24 protein-coding genes are annotated in these 18,899 nt (G+C 65.3%); 5 read left to right on the plus strand and 19 right to left on the minus strand.

Annotated elements, in window-relative coordinates; all coding sequences use genetic code 11:
• Positions 1-279: 279 nt before the first annotated feature.
• From rplO to G341_RS24455, 11 genes are all read right to left on the minus strand, one after another.
• Entirely contained in the window at positions 280-720 is a 441-nt protein-coding gene (gene rplO / locus G341_RS0103905) for a 50S ribosomal protein L15 (RefSeq protein WP_018177802.1), read from the minus strand.
• A complete protein-coding gene (gene rpmD, locus G341_RS0103910; protein ID WP_026303222.1) occupies positions 720-902 on the minus strand; it encodes a 50S ribosomal protein L30 in 183 nt (60 codons plus the stop codon). Before rpmD ends, rplO begins: the two co-directional genes overlap by 1 nt.
• 1 nt (position 903) lies before the next feature.
• Positions 904-1,566 carry a 30S ribosomal protein S5 gene (gene rpsE, locus G341_RS0103915; RefSeq protein ID WP_018177804.1) on the minus strand — a complete coding sequence of 221 codons (663 nt, stop codon included), beginning with the start codon at positions 1,564-1,566 and terminating at the stop codon, positions 904-906.
• A gap of 46 nt (positions 1,567-1,612) precedes the next feature.
• A complete protein-coding gene (rplR, locus tag G341_RS0103920) occupies positions 1,613-2,017 on the minus strand; it encodes a 50S ribosomal protein L18 (protein ID WP_018177805.1) in 405 nt (134 codons plus the stop codon).
• Position 2,018: 1 nt separating this feature from the next.
• Positions 2,019-2,555: a 50S ribosomal protein L6 gene (rplF, locus tag G341_RS0103925; RefSeq protein ID WP_026303223.1), complete on the minus strand. Its 537-nt coding sequence runs from the start codon at positions 2,553-2,555 to the stop codon at positions 2,019-2,021.
• A 12-nt stretch (positions 2,556-2,567) separates the two neighbouring features.
• Positions 2,568-2,966, minus strand: a complete 399-nt coding sequence (gene rpsH / locus G341_RS0103930) for a 30S ribosomal protein S8 (protein ID WP_018177807.1) — start codon at positions 2,964-2,966, stop codon at positions 2,568-2,570.
• 260 nt (positions 2,967-3,226) lie between these two features.
• Positions 3,227-4,849, minus strand: coding sequence for a serine hydrolase (locus G341_RS0103935; RefSeq protein ID WP_018177808.1), 1,623 nt, complete (start codon positions 4,847-4,849; stop codon positions 3,227-3,229).
• A 90-nt stretch (positions 4,850-4,939) separates the two neighbouring features.
• Entirely contained in the window at positions 4,940-5,380 is a 441-nt protein-coding gene (locus G341_RS0103940) for an RDD family protein (protein WP_018177809.1), read from the minus strand.
• Positions 5,373-5,936, minus strand: coding sequence for a hypothetical protein (locus tag G341_RS20900; protein ID WP_245556907.1), 564 nt, complete (start codon positions 5,934-5,936; stop codon positions 5,373-5,375). Before G341_RS20900 ends, G341_RS0103940 begins: the two co-directional genes overlap by 8 nt.
• Positions 5,937-6,011: 75 nt before the next feature.
• Positions 6,012-6,665 (minus strand): maleylpyruvate isomerase family mycothiol-dependent enzyme, encoded by a 654-nt coding sequence (locus tag G341_RS0103950; RefSeq protein WP_018177811.1) that lies wholly within the window; start codon positions 6,663-6,665, stop codon positions 6,012-6,014.
• 97 nt (positions 6,666-6,762) lie between these two features.
• On the minus strand, positions 6,763-7,068 hold the full coding sequence (locus G341_RS24455) for a hypothetical protein (protein ID WP_440716919.1): 306 nt from the start codon (positions 7,066-7,068) through the stop codon (positions 6,763-6,765).
• A 495-nt stretch (positions 7,069-7,563) separates the two neighbouring features.
• On the opposite strand from G341_RS24455, the gene G341_RS0103960 reads away from it, so the two are divergent.
• The 3 genes from G341_RS0103960 to G341_RS0103970 all read left to right on the plus strand — a co-directional run bounded on the left by G341_RS0103960 (position 7,564) and on the right by G341_RS0103970 (position 11,734).
• Entirely contained in the window at positions 7,564-9,630 is a 2,067-nt protein-coding gene (locus G341_RS0103960) for a M13 family metallopeptidase (protein ID WP_018177812.1), read from the plus strand.
• A gap of 93 nt (positions 9,631-9,723) precedes the next feature.
• A complete protein-coding gene (locus G341_RS0103965) occupies positions 9,724-10,773 on the plus strand; it encodes a YeiH family protein (protein WP_018177813.1) in 1,050 nt (349 codons plus the stop codon).
• Positions 10,774-10,804: 31 nt separating this feature from the next.
• Positions 10,805-11,734, plus strand: coding sequence for a LysR family transcriptional regulator (locus G341_RS0103970; RefSeq protein ID WP_018177814.1), 930 nt, complete (start codon positions 10,805-10,807; stop codon positions 11,732-11,734).
• Here G341_RS0103970 and G341_RS0103975 read toward each other — a convergent pair.
• The 7 genes from G341_RS0103975 to rplN all read right to left on the minus strand — a co-directional run bounded on the left by G341_RS0103975 (position 11,731) and on the right by rplN (position 16,780).
• The gene (locus G341_RS0103975; protein ID WP_018177815.1) at positions 11,731-12,771 is read right to left on the minus strand and encodes an LLM class flavin-dependent oxidoreductase; all 1,041 of its coding nucleotides are present in this window, start codon (positions 12,769-12,771) and stop codon (positions 11,731-11,733) included. The genes G341_RS0103970 and G341_RS0103975 overlap by 4 nt on opposite strands.
• A gap of 73 nt (positions 12,772-12,844) precedes the next feature.
• Positions 12,845-14,233, minus strand: coding sequence for a wax ester/triacylglycerol synthase domain-containing protein (locus G341_RS0103980; protein ID WP_081622415.1), 1,389 nt, complete (start codon positions 14,231-14,233; stop codon positions 12,845-12,847).
• Positions 14,234-14,272: 39 nt separating this feature from the next.
• A complete protein-coding gene (locus tag G341_RS0103985) occupies positions 14,273-15,163 on the minus strand; it encodes a glycosyltransferase family 2 protein (RefSeq protein WP_018177817.1) in 891 nt (296 codons plus the stop codon).
• 159 nt (positions 15,164-15,322) lie between these two features.
• Positions 15,323-15,508, minus strand: coding sequence for a type Z 30S ribosomal protein S14 (locus G341_RS0103990; RefSeq protein WP_018177818.1), 186 nt, complete (start codon positions 15,506-15,508; stop codon positions 15,323-15,325).
• A gap of 13 nt (positions 15,509-15,521) precedes the next feature.
• A complete protein-coding gene (gene rplE, locus G341_RS0103995; RefSeq protein WP_018177819.1) occupies positions 15,522-16,085 on the minus strand; it encodes a 50S ribosomal protein L5 in 564 nt (187 codons plus the stop codon).
• 1 nt (position 16,086) lies between these two features.
• On the minus strand, positions 16,087-16,404 hold the full coding sequence (rplX, locus tag G341_RS0104000) for a 50S ribosomal protein L24 (RefSeq protein ID WP_018177820.1): 318 nt from the start codon (positions 16,402-16,404) through the stop codon (positions 16,087-16,089).
• Position 16,405: 1 nt separating this feature from the next.
• Positions 16,406-16,780 carry a 50S ribosomal protein L14 gene (gene rplN / locus G341_RS0104005; RefSeq protein WP_018177821.1) on the minus strand — a complete coding sequence of 125 codons (375 nt, stop codon included), beginning with the start codon at positions 16,778-16,780 and terminating at the stop codon, positions 16,406-16,408.
• A gap of 266 nt (positions 16,781-17,046) precedes the next feature.
• Between rplN and G341_RS0104010 the strand changes: the two genes are divergently transcribed.
• Together G341_RS0104010 and G341_RS0104015 are read left to right on the plus strand one after the other, a co-directional pair.
• The gene (locus G341_RS0104010; protein ID WP_018177822.1) at positions 17,047-17,535 is read left to right on the plus strand and encodes an MTB12 C-terminal domain-containing protein; all 489 of its coding nucleotides are present in this window, start codon (positions 17,047-17,049) and stop codon (positions 17,533-17,535) included.
• A gap of 254 nt (positions 17,536-17,789) precedes the next feature.
• On the plus strand, positions 17,790-18,554 hold the full coding sequence (locus tag G341_RS0104015) for an SGNH/GDSL hydrolase family protein (protein ID WP_018177823.1): 765 nt from the start codon (positions 17,790-17,792) through the stop codon (positions 18,552-18,554).
• Between the two features lie 110 nt (positions 18,555-18,664).
• Here G341_RS0104015 and G341_RS0104020 read toward each other — a convergent pair whose 3' ends face one another.
• Complete coding sequence (locus tag G341_RS0104020; protein WP_018177824.1) at positions 18,665-18,895, minus strand: MbtH family protein; 231 nt, start codon at positions 18,893-18,895, stop codon at positions 18,665-18,667.
• Positions 18,896-18,899 lie beyond the last annotated feature (4 nt).

The following is an 18,899-nucleotide window of genomic DNA, read 5'->3' on the forward strand; positions in this document are numbered from 1 at the left end:
TCCGGTACAGGATGATCAGACCGAGGACGAACAGAATCTTCCGTCGCAGGTCCGGGGTCCGGAAGACCGAGACTAGAGCGGAATTCACTAATCCTCCTGGGCGCAGCCGACTCGCGGCACGCATCTGGCCAGCCGCGACGTGTCACCGTTGCCGACTGATGGTCACTGATAACGCCTGTCCGCCAAAATCTTGGGCGCAGACAACTCTTGAACTCTAACAGCGTGAAGAACCGAACCCCGGCGGGCGGCATCGCGCACACCCGCCGGGGATCCGATATGTCAGAGCTCGTTTGCGGTGCCGCCGGCAGCCGCGATCTTCTCCTTGGCAGAAGCCGTGAACTTGTTGGCGGTGATCGTCAACGCGACCGACAGCTCGCCGTCGCCCAGGATCTTGACCAATTCGTTCTTGCGGACCGCACCCTTGGCGACGAGGTCCTCGACGCCCACGGTGCCGCCCTGCGGGAACAGCAGCGCGAGATCGCCGACGTTGACGACCTGGTACTCGACCCGGTTGCGGTTGGTGAAGCCCTTGAGCTTCGGCAGCCGCATGTGGATCGGCATCTGGCCGCCCTCGAAGCGCGCAGGCACGTTCTTGCGCGCCTTGGTGCCCTTGGTACCGCGACCGGCGGTCTTGCCCTTGGAACCCTCACCGCGACCGACGCGGGTCTTGTCCTTCTTGGCGCCCTCGGCGGGACGCAGGTGATGCAGTTTGATCGTCATTACTTGACCTCTTCAACCTCAACGAGGTGACGCACCACGTTGATCAGGCCGCGGTTCTGCGAGTTGTCCTCGCGCACCACGGACTTGCGAATGCCCTTCAGACCCAGGGTCCGCAGGCTTTCCTTCTGCTTGTGGCGGATACCCACGGTGCCACGCACCTGGGTGATCTTCAGTTCAGCCATATCACTGCGCTCCTGCTGCACGTGCCCGCAGCATGCCTGCCGGGGCGACCTCATCGACGGGCAGTCCGCGACGCGCGGCGACCTCTTCGGGTCGCTGCAGCATCTTCAGCGCGGCAACGGTCGCGTGAACGACGTTGATCGCGTTGTCGCTGCCCAGGCTCTTACCGATCACGTCGTGCACGCCGGCGCATTCCAGGACCGGGCGCACCGCGCCGCCGGCGATCACACCGGTACCGGCCGAGGCCGGGCGCAGCATGACCACGCCGGCCGCCTTCTCGCCCTGTACCGGGTGGGTGATCGTGCCGGCGATCATCGGGACGCGGAAGAAGTTCTTGCGAGCCTCTTCGACACCCTTCTGGATCGCGGCCGGAACTTCCTTGGCCTTGCCGTAGCCGACACCGACCAGTCCGTTGCCGTCACCGACCACCACGAGCGCGGTGAACGAGAACCGGCGGCCGCCCTTGACGACCTTGGACACGCGGTTGATGGCGACGACGCGCTCGAGCTGGTTCTTGTCCTGCTCGCCACGTCCGCCGCGACCGCCGTCACGACGATCGCCGCGGCCTCCGCGACGGTCGCCGCCGCGCTCGCCCGCGTTGCTGTTGGTGTTGTTCGAATCTCCGGCGGGGCCATTGCCGCCGTCACGCCGCTGACGTCCCGGCATCAGATGGTCCTTCCGTAAGAAATGGTGGTCTTCACGATGGAAAGCATCAGAACTTGAGCCCTCCCTCGCGCGCAGCATCGGCCAGCGCGGCGATGCGGCCGTGGTAGTCGCGACCACCGCGGTCGAACACGACGGCCTCGACGCCGGCAGCCTTGGCGCGGGCGGCGATCAGCTCGCCGACCTTGCGCGACTTGGCCGACTTGTCGCCGTCCGCGGCACGCACGTCGGCCTCGATGGACGACGCGGCAGCGACGGTCTTGCCGACCAGGTCGTCGACCAGCTGTGCGTGGATGTGCCGCGAGCTGCGGTTCACGACCAGCCGGGGCCGCTCGGCGGTGCCGGCGATGTGCTTGCGCAGCCGTGCGTGGCGACGGGTCACCGACCGCCGACGACGGGTGGAAACGTCCTTGCCGACCGGGGTGCGGTCAGTCTTGTTTTCGGAATCACTCATGTCACTTACCCGTCTTTCCGACCTTGCGGCGGATCTGCTCGCCCTCATAGCGGATGCCCTTGCCCTTGTACGGGTCCGGGCGGCGCAGGCGACGGATCTTCGCGGAGATCTCGCCGACCTTCTGCTTGTCGATGCCCGACACCGAGAACTTGGTGGGCGACTCGACTGCGAACGTGATGCCCTCAGGAGCCTTGATCGGCACCGGGTGGCTGTAGCCGAGCGCGAACTCGAGGTCGCTGCCCTTGGCCTGCACGCGGTAGCCGACACCGAAGATCTCCATCTTCGTGGTGTAGCCCTCGTGGACACCGGTCACGATGTTCTGGACCAGGCTGCGGCTGGTGCCGTGCAGCGCACGGTTGCGGCGCTCGTCGTTCGGCCGGGTGACCACGACCGCGCCGTCTTCCAGGACGACCTGGATCGGCTCGGAGATGGCCAGGCTCAGCTCGCCCTTCGGGCCCTTTGCCTTGACGTTCTGGCCGTCGATGGTGACGTCCACACCGGACGGCACGACGACAGGATTCTTACCTACACGCGACATTTCTCGGTCCCCTTACCAGACGTACGCGAGGACTTCGCCGCCCACGCCCTTGTTCTTGGCCTGGCGATCGGTGAGCAGACCCGAGGACGTGGAGATGATGGCCACGCCCAGGCCGCCGAGCACCTTCGGCAGGTTGGTGGACTTTGCGTAGACCCGCAGGCCCGGCTTGGAAACGCGACGCAGGCCGGCGATGCTGCGCTCGCGGCTCGGGCCGTACTTAAGGGTGACCACGAGGTTCTTGCCGACCGGGGCATCCTCGGTGCGGAAATCGGTGATGTAGCCCTCACGCTTGAGGATCTCGGCGATGTTGCCCTTGATCTTCGAGTGAGGCAGGGTCACCTCTTCGTGGTACGCCGAATTGGCGTTGCGCAGACGCGTCAGAAAGTCTGCGATCGGATCAGTCATGGTCATAGTTGACCGTCAACCTTTCTCGGGGCGGTTCCCATACAGCACGCGCGGGATGCACGTGGTGGGCCTACAGCGAAGTGGATGGTTTCTGCATAAGCGCTGGTGCCATTGGCTTTTCACCGGCATCAGCTGCATATTCAGTTGTCGGCCCGCCGCAAGCACTCTCGTGCTCACAGCAGGCAACCGCTCTAGTGTAGAGAATCAGCAGGTCTAGACCAAATTGACGGACAGACCGCGGCCGGATCGCCGGCCCCGCGCCCGGCTCAGCGGGTGAAGACGCCGAGTCCCTCGTCGTCGTAGTACGCGAGCGTGAGCTTGTTTCCGTCGAACGTCGCCTGCGACACCGAACCCGGCGGCGCATTCTCGGTGTCCAGGGTGAAGGTGAACGTGTCGCCGTCCCAGTGCTTGAGCGGGAACGTCTTGCCGACGCCCAGGCCGAGCACCAGTCCCCCGTCCTTCTCGGTGATCGTCGCCGGACCGTAGTAGCCGTTGGCGTAGCTGCCCGCGTACTGCGCGAGCGGCTTGGCCGGGGCCGCATCCGCCGGCGCCGTCTTGCCGACGAGCTCGCCAACTGGAGCGGTGAACGGTCCGAGCGCCTTGGGCAGCAGGTCGGCGTAGTCGATCTTGATCGATCCGTACTGCACCAAGTCGGTGAAGCTGTCGTTGATCGTCTCGGGAATGCCGATCGGCCAGCCGTTGGTCAGCGTCACGATGCCCACATCGGCCGACGGGATGATCGATACGTTGGTCGCGCCGCCGGATGCGAAGGCGCCCGAGTGATTGAAGCCGGTCCGACCGGTCAGGCCGGGCGAGACGTTGAAGCCGTATCCGTAGAAGCCGGCGCGCGCATCGAGCTGGTCCGGCTTGGCGGACACCGCCTGCGGCGTGACCGCCGGCTGGAATGCCTCCGGCGAGTAGATCTGCTGCCCGTTGTATTTGCCGCCCGCGAGCACCAGCTGCAGCCACTTCGCCATGTCGTTGATCGACGAGCTGGCGCCGCCGGCCGGGTCCTGCTGGTCGGGATCGCGGACGAGACCGTGCACCCACTTGCCGTCGATCTCCTGGTGCAGAGTCGCCCGATCGGTCCGGCTGAGGAAATCCGAGTATCGAAAACTCGTCGACGCCATCCCGAGCGGCTTGTAGATGTTGTCGGCGGCGAGGTCGGCGAAGGACTTGCCGGCGTGCACCGCGACCGCCTGCGCGCCCGAGGTGAAGCCGTAGTTCGCATAGGCATAGGAGACCCGGAACGGGTTCAGTTTGTGCATGCGCAGGTGATCGAAGATGTACTTCTGATCGAAGCCCAGGTCCTCGAGCTTGTCGCCCGCCGCACCGGGCAGGCCGGTGCGATGCGACATCCCGTCACCGACCGTGACATGACTGCTCACCCACGGGTCGGCGAGCGCGTAACCGGGCATGAGATCCGCGATCGGCGTGTCCCAGGAGACGTCGCCCTTGGTGACCTCGCTGGCAACGACCGTGGCGGACAACGACTTCGACACCGACGCCACCTGGAACACCGTGTTCGGGTCGACCTTCTGATCCGGATGCTCGACGTCACGAACACCGAATCCCTTGGCGTAGATGACCTTTCCGCCGTGCACGACGGCGACGGCGACCCCGGGGACGCCGGTCTTCTTCATCTCCTGGTCGACCAGGTCGTCGAGCTTGTCGACCGCCTTGTTCACGCTGTCGGACGGAAGCGGACTGCCCGCCACCACATTCGGCGGCTGATCGCTCTTCGGCATGTCTATCGAGTACCCGCCCGAACTCGACGAGCAGCCCGCGACCAGTGCCACCGCGCTCAGCGCGGCGATCGCCACCACCGGGCCGCGAGCCCGGGTCGGACGAAGTGGGATGAAACCGTTGCTGGTGGGCCAGATATGCATGAGATTCCCCCGAACTCCTCGAACTGCACACCGCTCGGCTAAGCGTATTCCGGCAGGGGTCCTCACCAGGGAGTTTCGCTGAAACCCGGTTCAGTGGTCGGCGTAGACCACCCGGCTGCCGACGACGATGTCCTGTAGCGACCGCCGCCCGGGCGACACCGCGACCCATGCCAGGCCGATCGGAAAGAGCGTGCACGCCACGGCACGCAGCACGGCACGCACGAGATTCAATCGCTGGCCCCGACGGCCGGTCACCCGTAGATGCATCACCACGCACCCGAGCGTCTTCCCCGACAACGACCAGCACCCGGTCAGATAGACGACGCATATCGCGAGGAAGGCCGTCGTCGTGAACCACCAGGCCGACGTACTCATATCCAGATTGCGCACGTCGATCAGGAACAGCAGGAAGATCGTCGCCCCGGCGCCGACCGCCATGATGGTGACTGCCACGAGCAGATCGATGCCCGCCGCCAGGCCCCGACTGACCAGACCCGCGACACGCGGCTGTGCGGTCGGGTCGTCAGTCATCGTCGACCTTGCGCCGCAGGATGCGGTTCACCAGCTGCTCGACGCGGTCGTCGGCCTGCACGCTGCCAGCCCGCACATCGTTCAGCACCTCGCCGGACACCGACGTCGTCGCATCCCGCACGATGGAGTTCACGTCGACCTTGTTCAGGACCGCGTCGAAATCGATGCCGGCGATCGGCGGGTTCAGATCGAGTTCGGCCAGTACCGGATTGAGATCCAGCTTCGCGATGACCTGATTGAGATCGAGCCGCTCGAGCAGCATGTTGAGGTCGACATGCGCGAGCAGGGCGTTCAGGTCGAGCCGCGCCAGCACGGCGTCGAGATCGATCGTCTCGAGCAATCGGTTCAGATCCAGGCTCTGGGTGATCACCGGCGTCAGGTCGGTGCGTGACAGTGCCGCGATCACTTCGTCGAGCGCCACATCGACAATGGCCCGGATGCTCTCCGCCGTGGCCTCGCCCGCCCGCCGCGGCAGCGAGATCACCTCGCCGACACCCGGCAGGCTGCCGGCGAAGTCCCACATGCGCCCGACGGCGCTCGTTCGACCCCCACTCACCACGTAAGTATCGCAGCGTGCGGCGTCATCGCGGGCCATTGCGTTCGGTCCCGGTGCGCCGCAGGGACGCCCGGGTCAGGAGGCGAAGCGCCGGCGCACGACATCGACGCCGTCGCCGGTCACGTCATTCAGCGCGGTCGGCCGCCCGGTCATCAGCATCAGGATCGCCTCGGCCGGTCCCGACACCGTGGGACCGGCGCCGCCCGCCCAGTCGATATCGGTGGCCTGCCAGCTCACGCCCATGTCGCGGTAGCCGAAGATGCGGCCGGCCCGGGTCGCGGTGACGAAGTGCAGGACGGTCCGCCAGCGATCTGCATCCACCACATCACGAGCGATTCCGAGCGGTCGCCGGATGTCCTGGCCGTGCACGAGAATGTCGGTCAGCGGGGCCCGCGGCCCACCCCCGGGCGGCTTGAACCGGCTATCGGCATGCTGCGCAAGCAGTTCCGGCAGCTGCGGCCCGTGCTGCTCGACCACCCGTTGCGCGGCAATCACATTGGACCGATCGAAGTTGCCCCGTGCCCGGAGCAGTATCGGCATGAACTCGCGCACGCCCATGATCAGCGGCACCACGAGATGTGCGGCGACGTCCCGGACCGACCAGTCACCGCACAGCGACGGCGTATCCCATTGCTCCGCAGTCAATTCCGACAGCAGGTCGGCCAGCCGCCGACGCTCGTCGGCGATCGCCGTGTACACCTCATCCGTCGTCACCAGGCCATCGCTCATGGTGAGCACCCTATCGAGGCCGCTGGAACCATGACGTATGCGACGCGTCGTGACACATATCGTCGTCACGACCCGTATGCGTCATGGTTCCGGCGAGCTACCGGTAATAATCGAAGCGCGAGGTGGGCACCACGTCGAGGTTCTGGTGGGCGCCGAACCGGCTGACGCTGGCCATCATCTTGGTGACGCGGTCGGTGAGCTCGGCGTCATCTCCCCCACTGCCGTAGAACTCGTGCGGATCGGACACCGCACCCATGGGGAACAGCTCCTCGACGATGGCATCGACTTGCGGAGTATCCGGCGTCAGCGGGCGGTCGACGATGTTCTGGTAGTAGCCGAACGTCGCCTGCGTATCGATCGCCACCTGCGTGTGATCCTCGAGCCAGATGCCGCCACTCGTCATACGGCAGTTCCTCCGGGCGGCGCAGGAACGCGATATTCGCCAGCGCATCGATCCGCGTGCCGTCGCCCGGCAGCTCCGGATCGAGCGGCGCGCGTACCGTGACCGCCCAGGCAGCGATCCGAAGCCCCTTGGTGGTCAACAGATTCAGCACCGGTTGCGGATCGTCGGCCCAGATTCCGAGCACCGCGTCGATCGGCGGCTCGAACACGCTGAGCCGCATCGCGCCGTCGACCGCCGCGTCGCTGATATTGATCTGCACGCGAGTCGCACCCGCCGCCCGGCATTCGACGGCGAAATCCGCCCCGAGTGCCTCCGACAGGTTCTCGCCCCACACCGCCACTACCGTTTTCGCTGTCATCGATCGCACGCTACGGGAGGAGGCCGGCGTCGAACCCGCGATTCCCACTGGACGAAACGGCTCTGCTGCCACACCCAAGCGCCCCGAGCCGACTAGGTTGGGACACCAACCGCATCCGCGATCGATTCGAGGACTCTGTGACGACAGCAATAGACCGGCGTGCCTTTCTCACGGCCACCCTCGGGCTCGCGGCATCGGCCGCGGTCCTCGCCGCCTGCGGCGGCTCCTCCTCCAGCAAGAAGGTCGGCCCCGACCTGTCCGGGGCGGATCCGGCGATCCGGCCGCAGGACGACCTGTTCCGCGCCATCAACGGGACCTGGCTGCGCGACACGCCGATCCCGCCGGACAAGAGCGGTATCGACACGTTCTCGGATTTGAGCGACGAGGCACAGAAGAACCTGAAGTCGATCCTCGAAGGCATCGGTTCGAACGCCACCGGCGATGATCGCAAGATCCGCGACCTATATGACAGCTATCTCGACACCGCCACGATCGATCGCCTCGGCCTGTCTCCGATCGACGATCTGCTGGTCGCGGTCGACCGGGCGCAGACGCGCGAGCAGCTGACCCAGGTGATGGCGCAGGCATCGACCCAGGGTTCGACGGATCTGCTGACCATCCAGGTCGCCCCGGATCCCAAGGACGCGACACAGTACCTGCCGAACCTCAATCAGTCGGGTCTCGGCCTCCCCGACGAGTCCTACTACCGCGAACCGGATTACGCGGACACCCGCGCCGCGTATGTGGCGATGCTGCAGAAGTTCGCCACGCTGGCGGCCATGCCCGACCCGGCCGGCACCGCGCAGCGCATGCTGGCACTGGAGACCGCGATCGCGAAGGGACAGTGGGACAACGTGCGCACCCGCGATGCGCAGGCCACCTACAACCCGCGGACCTGGACCGAGTTCACGGCATCGGCACCCGGAATCGACTGGGCCATCTGGCGTTCCGCGGTCGGCGCGACCGAGCAGCAGTTCGAGAAGGTCGTCCTCGCCGAGCCGTCGTACTTCACGGCGGTGGCCCAGGTCTGGTCGACCGCAGCGATCAATGATCTGCGAGAGTACGTGCGACTCAGCATCATTCGAGACTTCTCGGCCTACCTGCCGAAGGCGTACTCCGACGCCCAGTTCGCCTTCTACAAGGGCACGCTCTCGGGCCTGAAGCAGCAGCCGGACCGCTGGAAAAACGGGGTCAAGCTCGTCGACAGCACTCTCGGCGAGGCCCTCGGTCGCCGCTATGTCGACAAATACTTCCCGGCGAACGCCAAGAAGCAGGCGCTCGAACTGGTCGACAACCTGCTGGCCGCCTACCGCGCCAGCTTCGCGACGCTGTCGTGGATGACCGAGCCGACGCGGCAGGCGGCGATCGCCAAGCTCAACAAGATCACGGTGAAGATCGGCTACCCGGATTCGTGGCGCAACTACGACGCGGTGACCATCAACAAGTCGACATTGATCGCGAATCTTCGGTCGGCGACGAGTGCCGAGAACACCCGCCAGCTGAACAAGCTCGGCAAGCCGGTCGATCGCGGCGAGTGGCAGATGACCCCGCAGACGGTCAACGCATACTACGACCCGAGCTACAACGAAATCGTCTTCCCCGCAGCGGTTCTGCAAGCACCGTTCTTCTCGCCGGACGCCGAGCCGGAGGTCAACTACGGCGGTATCGGCGGGGTGATCGGCCACGAGATCGGCCACGGCTTCGACGATCAGGGCAGCCAGTACGACGGCGACGGCAATCTGCGCGACTGGTGGACGCCCGCCGACCGCGCCGCGTTCGACCAGAAGACCAAGGCCCTGATCGCGCAGTACAACGTGCTGGTGCCCGCGGGCCTGGCACCGAACCAGCATGTCGACGGCGCGCTCACGGTCGGCGAGAACCTGGCCGACCTCGGCGGACTGTCGATCTCCATCGCCGCGTACAAGATCGCCACCAAGCAGCAGGGCCCGAGCCAACAGCAACCCACGGCCGACCCCGCCCGCCTCACCCAGCTGTTTCAGTCCTGGGCCCGGATCTGGCGCGGCAAGGACACGCCCGAGCGCATGGTGTCATTGCTGGCGACGGATCCGCACTCGCCCAACGAGTTCCGCTGCAATCAGGTGGTGCGCAATCTCGCCACCTTCCACTCGACCTTCAATGTGCAGCCGAGCGACAAGGAGTATCTGGCTCCGGCAGACCGGGTCACGGTCTGGGTCGCCGACTAGAGCCGGCGCGGCCACCGGGTCATAGCCCTGGCCTATGGCCTCCTAGGCGGTTGCGGGCTACCGGTCGTCGCCCGGTGCGGCGAAGGTCGAATCATGACCACGATTCGCCTTCCCCGCGTAGCGGACCGGCAGCTCCAGCTGCCCGACGCGACGCGCTATCTGCCCGGGCTGCTGGTGGTCGGTGTCGTCGCCGCGGTTGCCACCGTCGGCGGCCGGATCGAGCCGCTGCTCGGCGGACCGGTCATCGGCGTGATCCTCGGTGCGGTGCTCAGCCCCTGGGTGCGCCGGCGGGGCGAACTGCGACTCGGGGTCACCCTGGCCGCGACCGTGGTACTGCAGGTGTCCGTCGTGGTGCTCGGCGCCCAGCTGTCGATCAGCCAGGTGCTGACCGCCGGGGTCGACTCGCTGCCGGTCATGCTCGGCACCCTCGCCGCCTGCCTCATCGTCGCCCAGCTCGCCGGCCGATGGCTCGGCATCTCCGGCGATCTGCGCACCTTGATCGGCTGCGGCACCGCGATCTGCGGCGCGTCGGCGATCGCGGCGGTCAGCCCGACGATCCGCGCCAAGAATCCCGACATCGCCTACGCGATCACCACCATCTTCGTGTTCAACGTCGTTGCTGTGCTGGTGTTTCCGCCGCTCGGCCATGCCCTGCACATGAGCCAGCACGACTTCGGTCTGTTCGCCGGCACGGCCGTCAACGACACATCCTCGGTGGTGGCCACGGCGAGCACCTACGGCGACGCGGCCAGCCACGAGGCGGTCGTCGTCAAGCTGACCCGGACGCTGATGATCATCCCGATCTGCCTGGTGCTCGGCGCGCTCACCCGCCGCCGCACGACCGAGCCCGACGCCGGGCCGATTCGCTCGGGAGGCGCTCTGCGACAGGCGGTTCGGCTGGTTCCGTGGTTCCTGATCGGCTTCCTGGTGCTCGCCGCCATCAACTCCGCCGGCGCCATCCCGGCCTCGGCGCACAGCTCGATCCAGTTCACCGCGTTGACGCTGATCACCGTGGCACTGACCGCGATCGGGATGTCCACCGACACGGCCGCCCTGCGCCGCGCCGGATTCAGGCCATTCGTGCTGGGCCTGATCCTGTGGGCGACGGTCGGCGCGACGAGCCTGCTACTGCAACTGGCATGACAGCGCCCGCGCTGTGCAAAACTGAGCCGACATGTTGCCACCCTGGACACCAGACCTCGCCTCCCTCGACCTGCTGCTGTCGGTCGCCGAACTCGGCAGTGTCGGCCGAGCGGCCGAAACGCACGGGATCAGCCAGCCCAGCGCCAGCGCCCGGCTGTCCCATCTGGAACGCCGCCTGGGCGTCTCGCTCCTGGTTCGCACCCGCCGCGGCAGCACCCTGACACCGGCCGGCGAGGCGGTCGTCGCCTGGGCCCGCGGCGTCATCGAAGCGACCCGGGTGCTCACCGACGGGGTATCGGCGCTGCGGTCCGGGCACACCGCACGGCTGCAGTTGGCCTCGAGCCTGACGATCGCCGAATACCTGCTGCCGGCCTGGCTGACCGTGCTGCGGCGGGAACATCCCGAGCTGGAGATCTCGGTGACGGTGGCGAACAGCCTGGACGTCATCCGGCAGGTGCGCGCGGGCACAGCCCATTTCGGACTGATCGAGTCCCCGTCGGCGCCTGATGAGCTCACCGCACAACGCATCAGCGGCGATCGGCTGGTCCTGGTCGCCAGCCCGGAATCGGCGGCGCATACACCGACCTCGTTGCAGCCCAACGACATCACCGGACTACCGCTGCTACTACGGGAACCCGGATCAGGCACGCGCGATACGTTCATCGCGGCGCTGACGGTGGCGCTGGGCGGCGCGAGCGCCCCGGAACTTCCGCACGCCGCTGAATTGGGTTCGACGACAATCATTCTCGCGACCGCACGGGCCGGGGGCGGGATCGGCGTGGTCAGCGCGCTCGCCGCGGCGTCCGACCTGCGCACCGGCGAGCTGGTCCAGCTCCGCACCACCGGGCTCACTTTGGACCGCGACCTACGCATGGTGTGGGCCGGCGATACCCCGCCGGCCCACGCATTGGATCTCTTGAACGCGGCCGCCCGGGCAACACCCGGACGGCCACGGGCCTAGTCGCTCAGGAGCTTGCGCACGCGCGGAATCACCTCGGTGCCATACAGTTCCAGCGAAGTCATCATGTCCTCGTGCGGCAGCGTGCCGTTCGAGTACTTCATGTCGAATTGGTCGGCGTTCAACGTCTGCACCGTGCGTGCGATCTTGGTGGCGACGGTGTCGGGCGAACCGACATACAGCGAGCCCGTGGTGATCTCCCGGTCGAACTCGATGCGACTCGTCGGGCCCCAACCGCGTTCGGCACCCAGGCGATCCCGGAACGCACGGTAGTGCTCCCAGAGCAGATCGGCCGCATCGGAGTCGGTGGCCGCGACGAAGCCGGGGCTGTGCACCGCCAATGGCATGGCGCCACTGCCCAATTCACGCTGGGCTCGCCGATACAGGTCGGCATACGGGGCGAATCGAGCGGGATCACCGCCGATGATGGCCAGCATCATCGGGATCCGGCGATGCACCGCGCGCACCACCGATTCCGGGCTGCCACCGACGCCGACCCACGCCTTCATACCGTTCTCGGTCTTCGGGTAGACGTTCTGGTCAGTCAGGCTCGCCCGGGTGGTGCCGGACCAGGTCACCGGCTTCTCGGTGATCAGCTCGGCCATCAGCTCGAGTTTCTCATCGAACAGCACCTCGTAATCCGACAGCTCGTAGCCGAACAGCGGGAACGACTCGGTGAACGAGCCGCGGCCGAGCACGACCTCGGCACGGCCCCCAGAGATCGCGTCAACCGTCGCAAAGCGTTCGTACACGCGCACCGGATCATCAGAGCTGAGCACCGTCACGGCGGTCCCGAGCCGGATCCTCTCGGTGCGCGCGGCGATCGCGCCGAGCACGATCTCCGGCGCCGAGATCGCGAAGTCGCTGCGGTGATGTTCGCCGACGCCGAAGAACTCGATCCCGACCTGCTCGGCCAGGACAGCCTCATCCACCACATTGCGGATCACCTGAGCGGCCGAGAGCCGTTCGTCCGAACTCGCCGCACCACCGGGAACCGTGATGTCCCCGAACGTGTCGACACCGAATTCCACATCCGTCATTGCCGGGCCTCCTTCAGTCATGCACAGGATAACCGGTCTACGGTCCGCTTAATTCCGTGGTGCGCCGCGGCTGCTATCCCGCGCGTTCCGCGGGCTCGCCGGTCGGCCATGAACCGAAAATATCGGCGAATGCGGCGCGCAGTTCCGCTACATAGCGGGGAAGATCGGTGAGTTGTTCGGGGTCCGTGTTGATGCTGACCGCGACAGTGTCGCCGATCGAATAGACCATGTGCTCCAGCGCGGATTGGCCACCGACAACCGCTAGTCCGAAACTCGCCAGCACCGGGATGCCACATAGCTGCCGCCCATCGACGGGACCTTCAGTCACACTGCTGATTCCGGTATGCGTCAGCACTTCTGCCATGGTCACGGGCTCCCGACGGCGCCTAGCTGCTGCGATCAGCCGAAACGCGAACCCCGGAAGCCGCGGCGGCACCGCGGCATGCGCGGCCAGCGCATGAGGCGACAACGCTCGCTCACGCTCCTCCTGAGTATCAGCATGAATGGCTCGCGCCTGATCGACGAAGTCCGACGTGGTGGTGTGCAGATCCACGACACCAAGCATCAGACTGTTCCGCGCATCGGTGATTTCGACACTACGAGTCGAGATCCGAATGCAACCGACGAGATCGCGATCCGCGTCGCCGAGGTAGTGCGCCAACGCGCGACCGATCGTCGCCAGCACGACATCGTTGACTTTCACCTCGCCGATGGCCGTGGCGGTCGCACGGAGCTGCGGGAACGGCACGAAAACCACGTCGGCTGCTCGTCGAGCGGTCGTGACCATTCCGTTCAACGCGGTCACCGGCGATGGCGCCGGAGGCGTGCTCAACCGTCCGGCGATCATGTCGTCACGGAGCCGGCGCTGCGCACGAACCGCGGCAAACACATCCCGAACAAGCCTCGGACCCCACAGAGGTGACGTCACCAGGCCGCGCATCGTCGCCCCGGCGCGGCTGATCGTCCAGCCGGACACCACGGTCGGGATCTCCGGCGAGAAGAGGGTGCGCATGATATCGGCCGCACCCGCCCCATCCGTCACCGAATGGTGGATGCTCAGGATCACGACGACGCATGGGTGATCCCACGGTCCGACACCGGTGACGCCGCGAGCGATATGAATCGACCAGGCCGGGCGCGACCAATCGAAATTCTCGGCCTGGACACGAGTCAGCAACTCGCACGCCTGGTTCCAATGCGTCATCTCGTGCACGTGCACGTGCTCAGTCGCGTTGAAATCGCGGGCAAAAGACCAGTAGTCGTCGCCGAGATGACCGTAGGGGCTGACGACCCGCTGCCGGAGCACACCGATGCCTGCGGCCCGCCGCGTCAGCCAGTCTGCCAATTCCGTCGATGAGCGGGAGCGATCGTCGGCAAGAACGTATGCGGCGATGACCGGGCTTCGCGTCTGGACTTCCGAGATGTACCGGAAGACCGCATCTCTAGCACGTACCGGTGGCATTCATACTCCGACCTGGGAACTCGAGAACGTCGACGACGATCAGGAGTCCTGAGTGCTCGAACGATCCTTGGTCACGTCGCCGTGCTCGTCGTCCAGTGCCCGGAACAACCTCGATATCTTCCAAGTCTGGGACTCGTTGTCCCATGGCCGAAAAAGCAGCCACATTCCGGTGAAGAGAACGAAACGAACCGGCAGATCGGCCTTCATCACTTTCACCGCCGCGCGATTACCCCTCGCCTGAGCAGTGCGAATTCCGCCGGTAATATAGTGCCATTGCTTGATCGGGGATTTCCGCTGTGCGCGGATCGATCCGGCGACAACCATTCGCGGATTGTAGAAGCAGCGGAGTCCCGCTTCGGTCAGGGCCATGCCCATGTCGGCGTCTTCCCAGACGTCCTGACGAGCGGTCAGGTTCTCCCGAATCTCTTTCCATGCCAAACGTCGCATCGCATGATTCGGACCCGTCACCGATCCGATCTCCCGGCCGTTCTCGTGTCCTTTCGGCTGCCGCGTCGCAATCTTCTCGACAATCGCGAACGGCGGGCCATCATAGACCGTCATCGGCCCGGTGACCGCGCTGAAAGCCGTTCCATCGATGTCTGAGGTCCCATCGAAGAACGTCACGATACTCTCGGCCCACGTCTCCGAAACATGTACGTCGGCATCCGTCCGGGCGATGATGTCACTGACCGCGACGTCATAGCCGGTGGCCCGCGCGGCATAGCATCCCGGCTCCGGCTCATCGATCAACCTGATGACCGGATTTGTCTGCGCGGCCGCCGCGACGATCTCTCTCGATCGGTCCGTGGAACCGTTGTCGACGATGATGATCTCGTTGAAGGGCACGGTCTGATTCAGCAACGAATCAAGACAGCCGCCGATTCTCGATTGCTCGTTATACACCGGAACGACCACGCTGATCGTGAGCACGCAAACCCCCTGAATGCCCCAAAAAATGCTCTCGCAGAGTACCACAGGCGCAAATCAGACAATCCGCCAATGTCACGCCATGGGACGCCTATACACGTCTGGCCCCGTCTCCACAGGAGGCGGGGCCAGACGTCAGGTCGGCGTCTACGCCGAGCTAGATCACCAGCTCGACTTGTGCACGCCCGGCAGCTCGCCGGCGTGTGCCATCTCGCGCAGGCACACGCGGCACAGGCCAAACTTGCGGTACACCGAGTGCGGGCGACCGCATTTGTTGCACCGGGTGTAGGCGCGCACCGCGAACTTCGGCTTCTTGTTGGCCTTGTTGACCAGAGCTTTCTTAGCCATCAGTCAGTCCTTCTCAGTTGGTCTTGAACGGGAAGCCCAACTGGCGCAGCAGCGCCCGGCCCTCGTCGTCGTTGGTAGCAGAGGTCACCACGGTGATGTCCATACCGCGGGGCCGGTCGATCTTGTCGACGTCGATCTCGTGGAACATCGACTGCTCCGAGAGACCGAAGGTGTAGTTGCCGTTGCCGTCGAACTGACGGTCCGAGAGACCGCGGAAGTCCCTGATGCGCGGCAGCGCGATCGAGACCAGGCGGTCCAGGAACTCCCACATGCGATCGCCGCGCAGCGTGACGCGAGCGCCGATCGGCATGCCCTCACGCAGCTTGAACTGCGCGATCGACTTGCGGGCCCGGCGGACCTCCGGCTTCTGGCCGGTGATCAGGGTCAGGTCGTTGATGGCGCCGTTGATCAGCTTGGAGTCGCGAGCAGCGTCGCCGACACCCATGTTGACGACGACCTTGACGACGCCCGGGATCTGCATGACGTTGTCGTACTCGAACTCTTTGTTCAGAGCGTCTTTGATCTCTTCGCGGTAGCGCAGCTTGAGGCGCGGCTGGATCTTCTCAGAGGTAGTCATCTCAGATGTCCTTCCCGTTCTTGCGGGAGATCCGCACCTTCTTGCCCGACTCCTCATCGGTGCGGTAACCGACGCGAGTGGGGTTGCCGTCGGCGTCCACGACCATCACGTTCGAGACGTGGATGGGGGCTTCCTGCGTGACGATGCCGCCCGCCGAAGCGCCGCGGTCGCTCTGCGACGGCTGCTTGTGGATCTTGACGCGATTGACGCCCTCGACGAGCACGCGCTCATCCTTCGGGTAGGCCTGGATGACCTTGCCCTTGGCGCCCTTGTCCTTGCCCGCGATGACGATCACGGTGTCGCCCTTGTGCACCTTCATGTCAGAGCACCTCCGGAGCCAGCGACACGATCTTCATGAACTTCTTCTCGCGCAGCTCGCGGCCGACCGGGCCGAAGATGCGGGTTCCGCGCGGATCGCTGTTGTCGGTGCCCTTGATCAGCACCGCAGCGTTCTCGTCGAATTTGATGTAGCTACCGTCCGGACGGCGGCGCTCCTTGGTGGTGCGAACGATGACGGCCTTGACGACCTCACCGCGCTTGACGTTGCCACCGGGGATGGCGTCCTTGACGGTTGCGACGATGACGTCGCCGATGCCGGCGTACCGACGCTTCGAGCCACCGAGCACGCGGATGCACAAGATTTCCTTGGCACCGGTGTTATCGGCGACCCGCAGGCGTGATTCCTGCTGGATCACTTCAACTCCTACAGACCTGGTTGTGGACCTGATCGCGCTGCGATCGGACCCGGGTTGAGTGCGCGGCGGATTTCCGTCCCGACGCGCGCGGCCATGCTGTTCGTGACCGCGCCATCGGCACGCGCCACGAGCAACCGCTCTATGGTAGGGGAATCCGCAGGTCCGACACAAATCGGTGCTCGGCGCGAGCAGTCTCACGGGCATGCGCGGAGCCCGTCCAGGGTCATAGGTTAGTGTTACCTCACTTGTCACAGTGAGGAGATCACATGAAGTTCCGGAGCGCGATCGCAGCGCTGGCCCTCGCATCGGTCGCCCTGGTCGGGGTCGCCGCGTGCAGCGACAGCAAGAAGGACGACAACGCGAGCTCGACGTCGACGACATCGAGCGCGCCTGCCTCGGCCTCCAGTGAGGTCGCGACCGACCTCACCACCGACCAGGCGACCAAGCTCATCCGTACCGTGCTCGACCCGAAGACCTCGGCGTCCGACAAGTCGGCCGCGATCGATGGCCCGGCCGGCCTCGGAGAGGCCGCACAGGGTGTCGCCACCGGATTCAATGCCGCTGGCTATACAGCCGACCTCTTCACCGCCACGAAGGTCTCCGGCACCGGCACCGACGCGGCGCAAGCCACGATCAACGTGAAGGGCCCGCACGGGACCGCTGACATGACCGTCAAGTATGTGAAAAAGGACGGCAACTGGAAGCTGTCGGCCGACGTGCTTTCCATACTGCAGCAGGCGGCCGGCGGCCACTGAGCCGCACTCAACGAACGGCCCGATCCGAGAAATCGCCCGGATCGGGCCGTTGTTCGTTTTCGCACAGCCTTGCAATGATGCGACTTGAGTCACGTGAATTACCTGCGGTGACACAGCCGCAGCGCTTTCGCAATCGTTTCGGCACCTTTACGGCTTCGAACCGTCACCGGTAAACCGGTAGCCTTGCTGAGTCAATTCGCGTACCTAACTATGTGCGCGATTTTGCTTGTTCAGAGAATTCGAGGAGCGCTGTTGTGCTGAAGACGCGGCTCGCACGCATAGCGATCGCAGCTTTGGCGGCGGCGACCCTGGGCGCCGCCGCCGGCGTCGCGAACGCCGCTCCCGATACCGGCACACTCGCTCTCCCGACGACACCTGTCGATCCGAATCCGAATACCAACGGAACGTATGTGCATCATGGCGTCGCACGCAACGGATGCCAGCAGATCGGCTATATCGGCGACTCCCTGAGCGACCAGACAATGGGCGCGTGGATGAACCTCACGCAAGGGCTCAATCTCTACGATTTCAGTTACCGATTGAATGCCTCGATCAACCGCACCATCACCTATGCCGGCACCGGATCCGGTAAGGCGGCGGGTTCCGCGGCCGACGTCGCACGCCAGTACAAGGCGGCCGGCGTCGATTGCTATGTGCTGGCGATCGGTACCAATGATGCCGCGCAGACCAATGGCAACTACAAGGAAATCATCGCCCGCATCGACACCATGATGTCGATCGCGGGGAAAGCGAAAGTCCGCTGGGTGATGCCGCAGACCATGCTCAAGCCGGGCTGGATCCCCACGCAGTTCAACCCACGTTTTTCCGACGCGAATATGGCGGTATTCCGACAGGCGGTGCTGGCCAGCGCTAAGAAATATCCCAACCTCACCGTCGACCGGTGGGACCTGGTCAACAAGAACATCGTGGGCTTCTGGTTACCGGACAACATTCACATGCTTGATGGCCGCTTCTTCTTCGCGTCCTACATCATCTCGTCGATACTGCACACCCGCTGAGGCCTCGCCATCTCCGCTCGTCGGTCACCGATGGCTGACCGCCCTGGCAGCAGCACAGAGCAGCGCCTGACCGATTCGGTCAGGCGCTGCCCCGCGGCTTGCGAAGTTTCTTATTCGCCCCGGGCGGCCTTGTCGGCCTCCATGGCGTCGATGAGGCTCTTCGGACGCAGATCAGTCCAGTTCTCCTCGACGTACTTCAGGCAGGCCTCACGGCTGTCCTCGCCGAACACCTTGGTCCAGCCATCGGGGACGTCGGCGAAGGTCGGCCACAGCGAATGCTGATTCTCGTGATTGACCAGCACGAAGAAACGGCCATCCTCGTCATCAAACGGATTCGTCATAGTC

Source organism: Jongsikchunia kroppenstedtii DSM 45133 (assembly GCF_000380485.1).
Lineage (GTDB): Bacteria > Actinomycetota > Actinomycetes > Mycobacteriales > Mycobacteriaceae > Jongsikchunia > Jongsikchunia kroppenstedtii.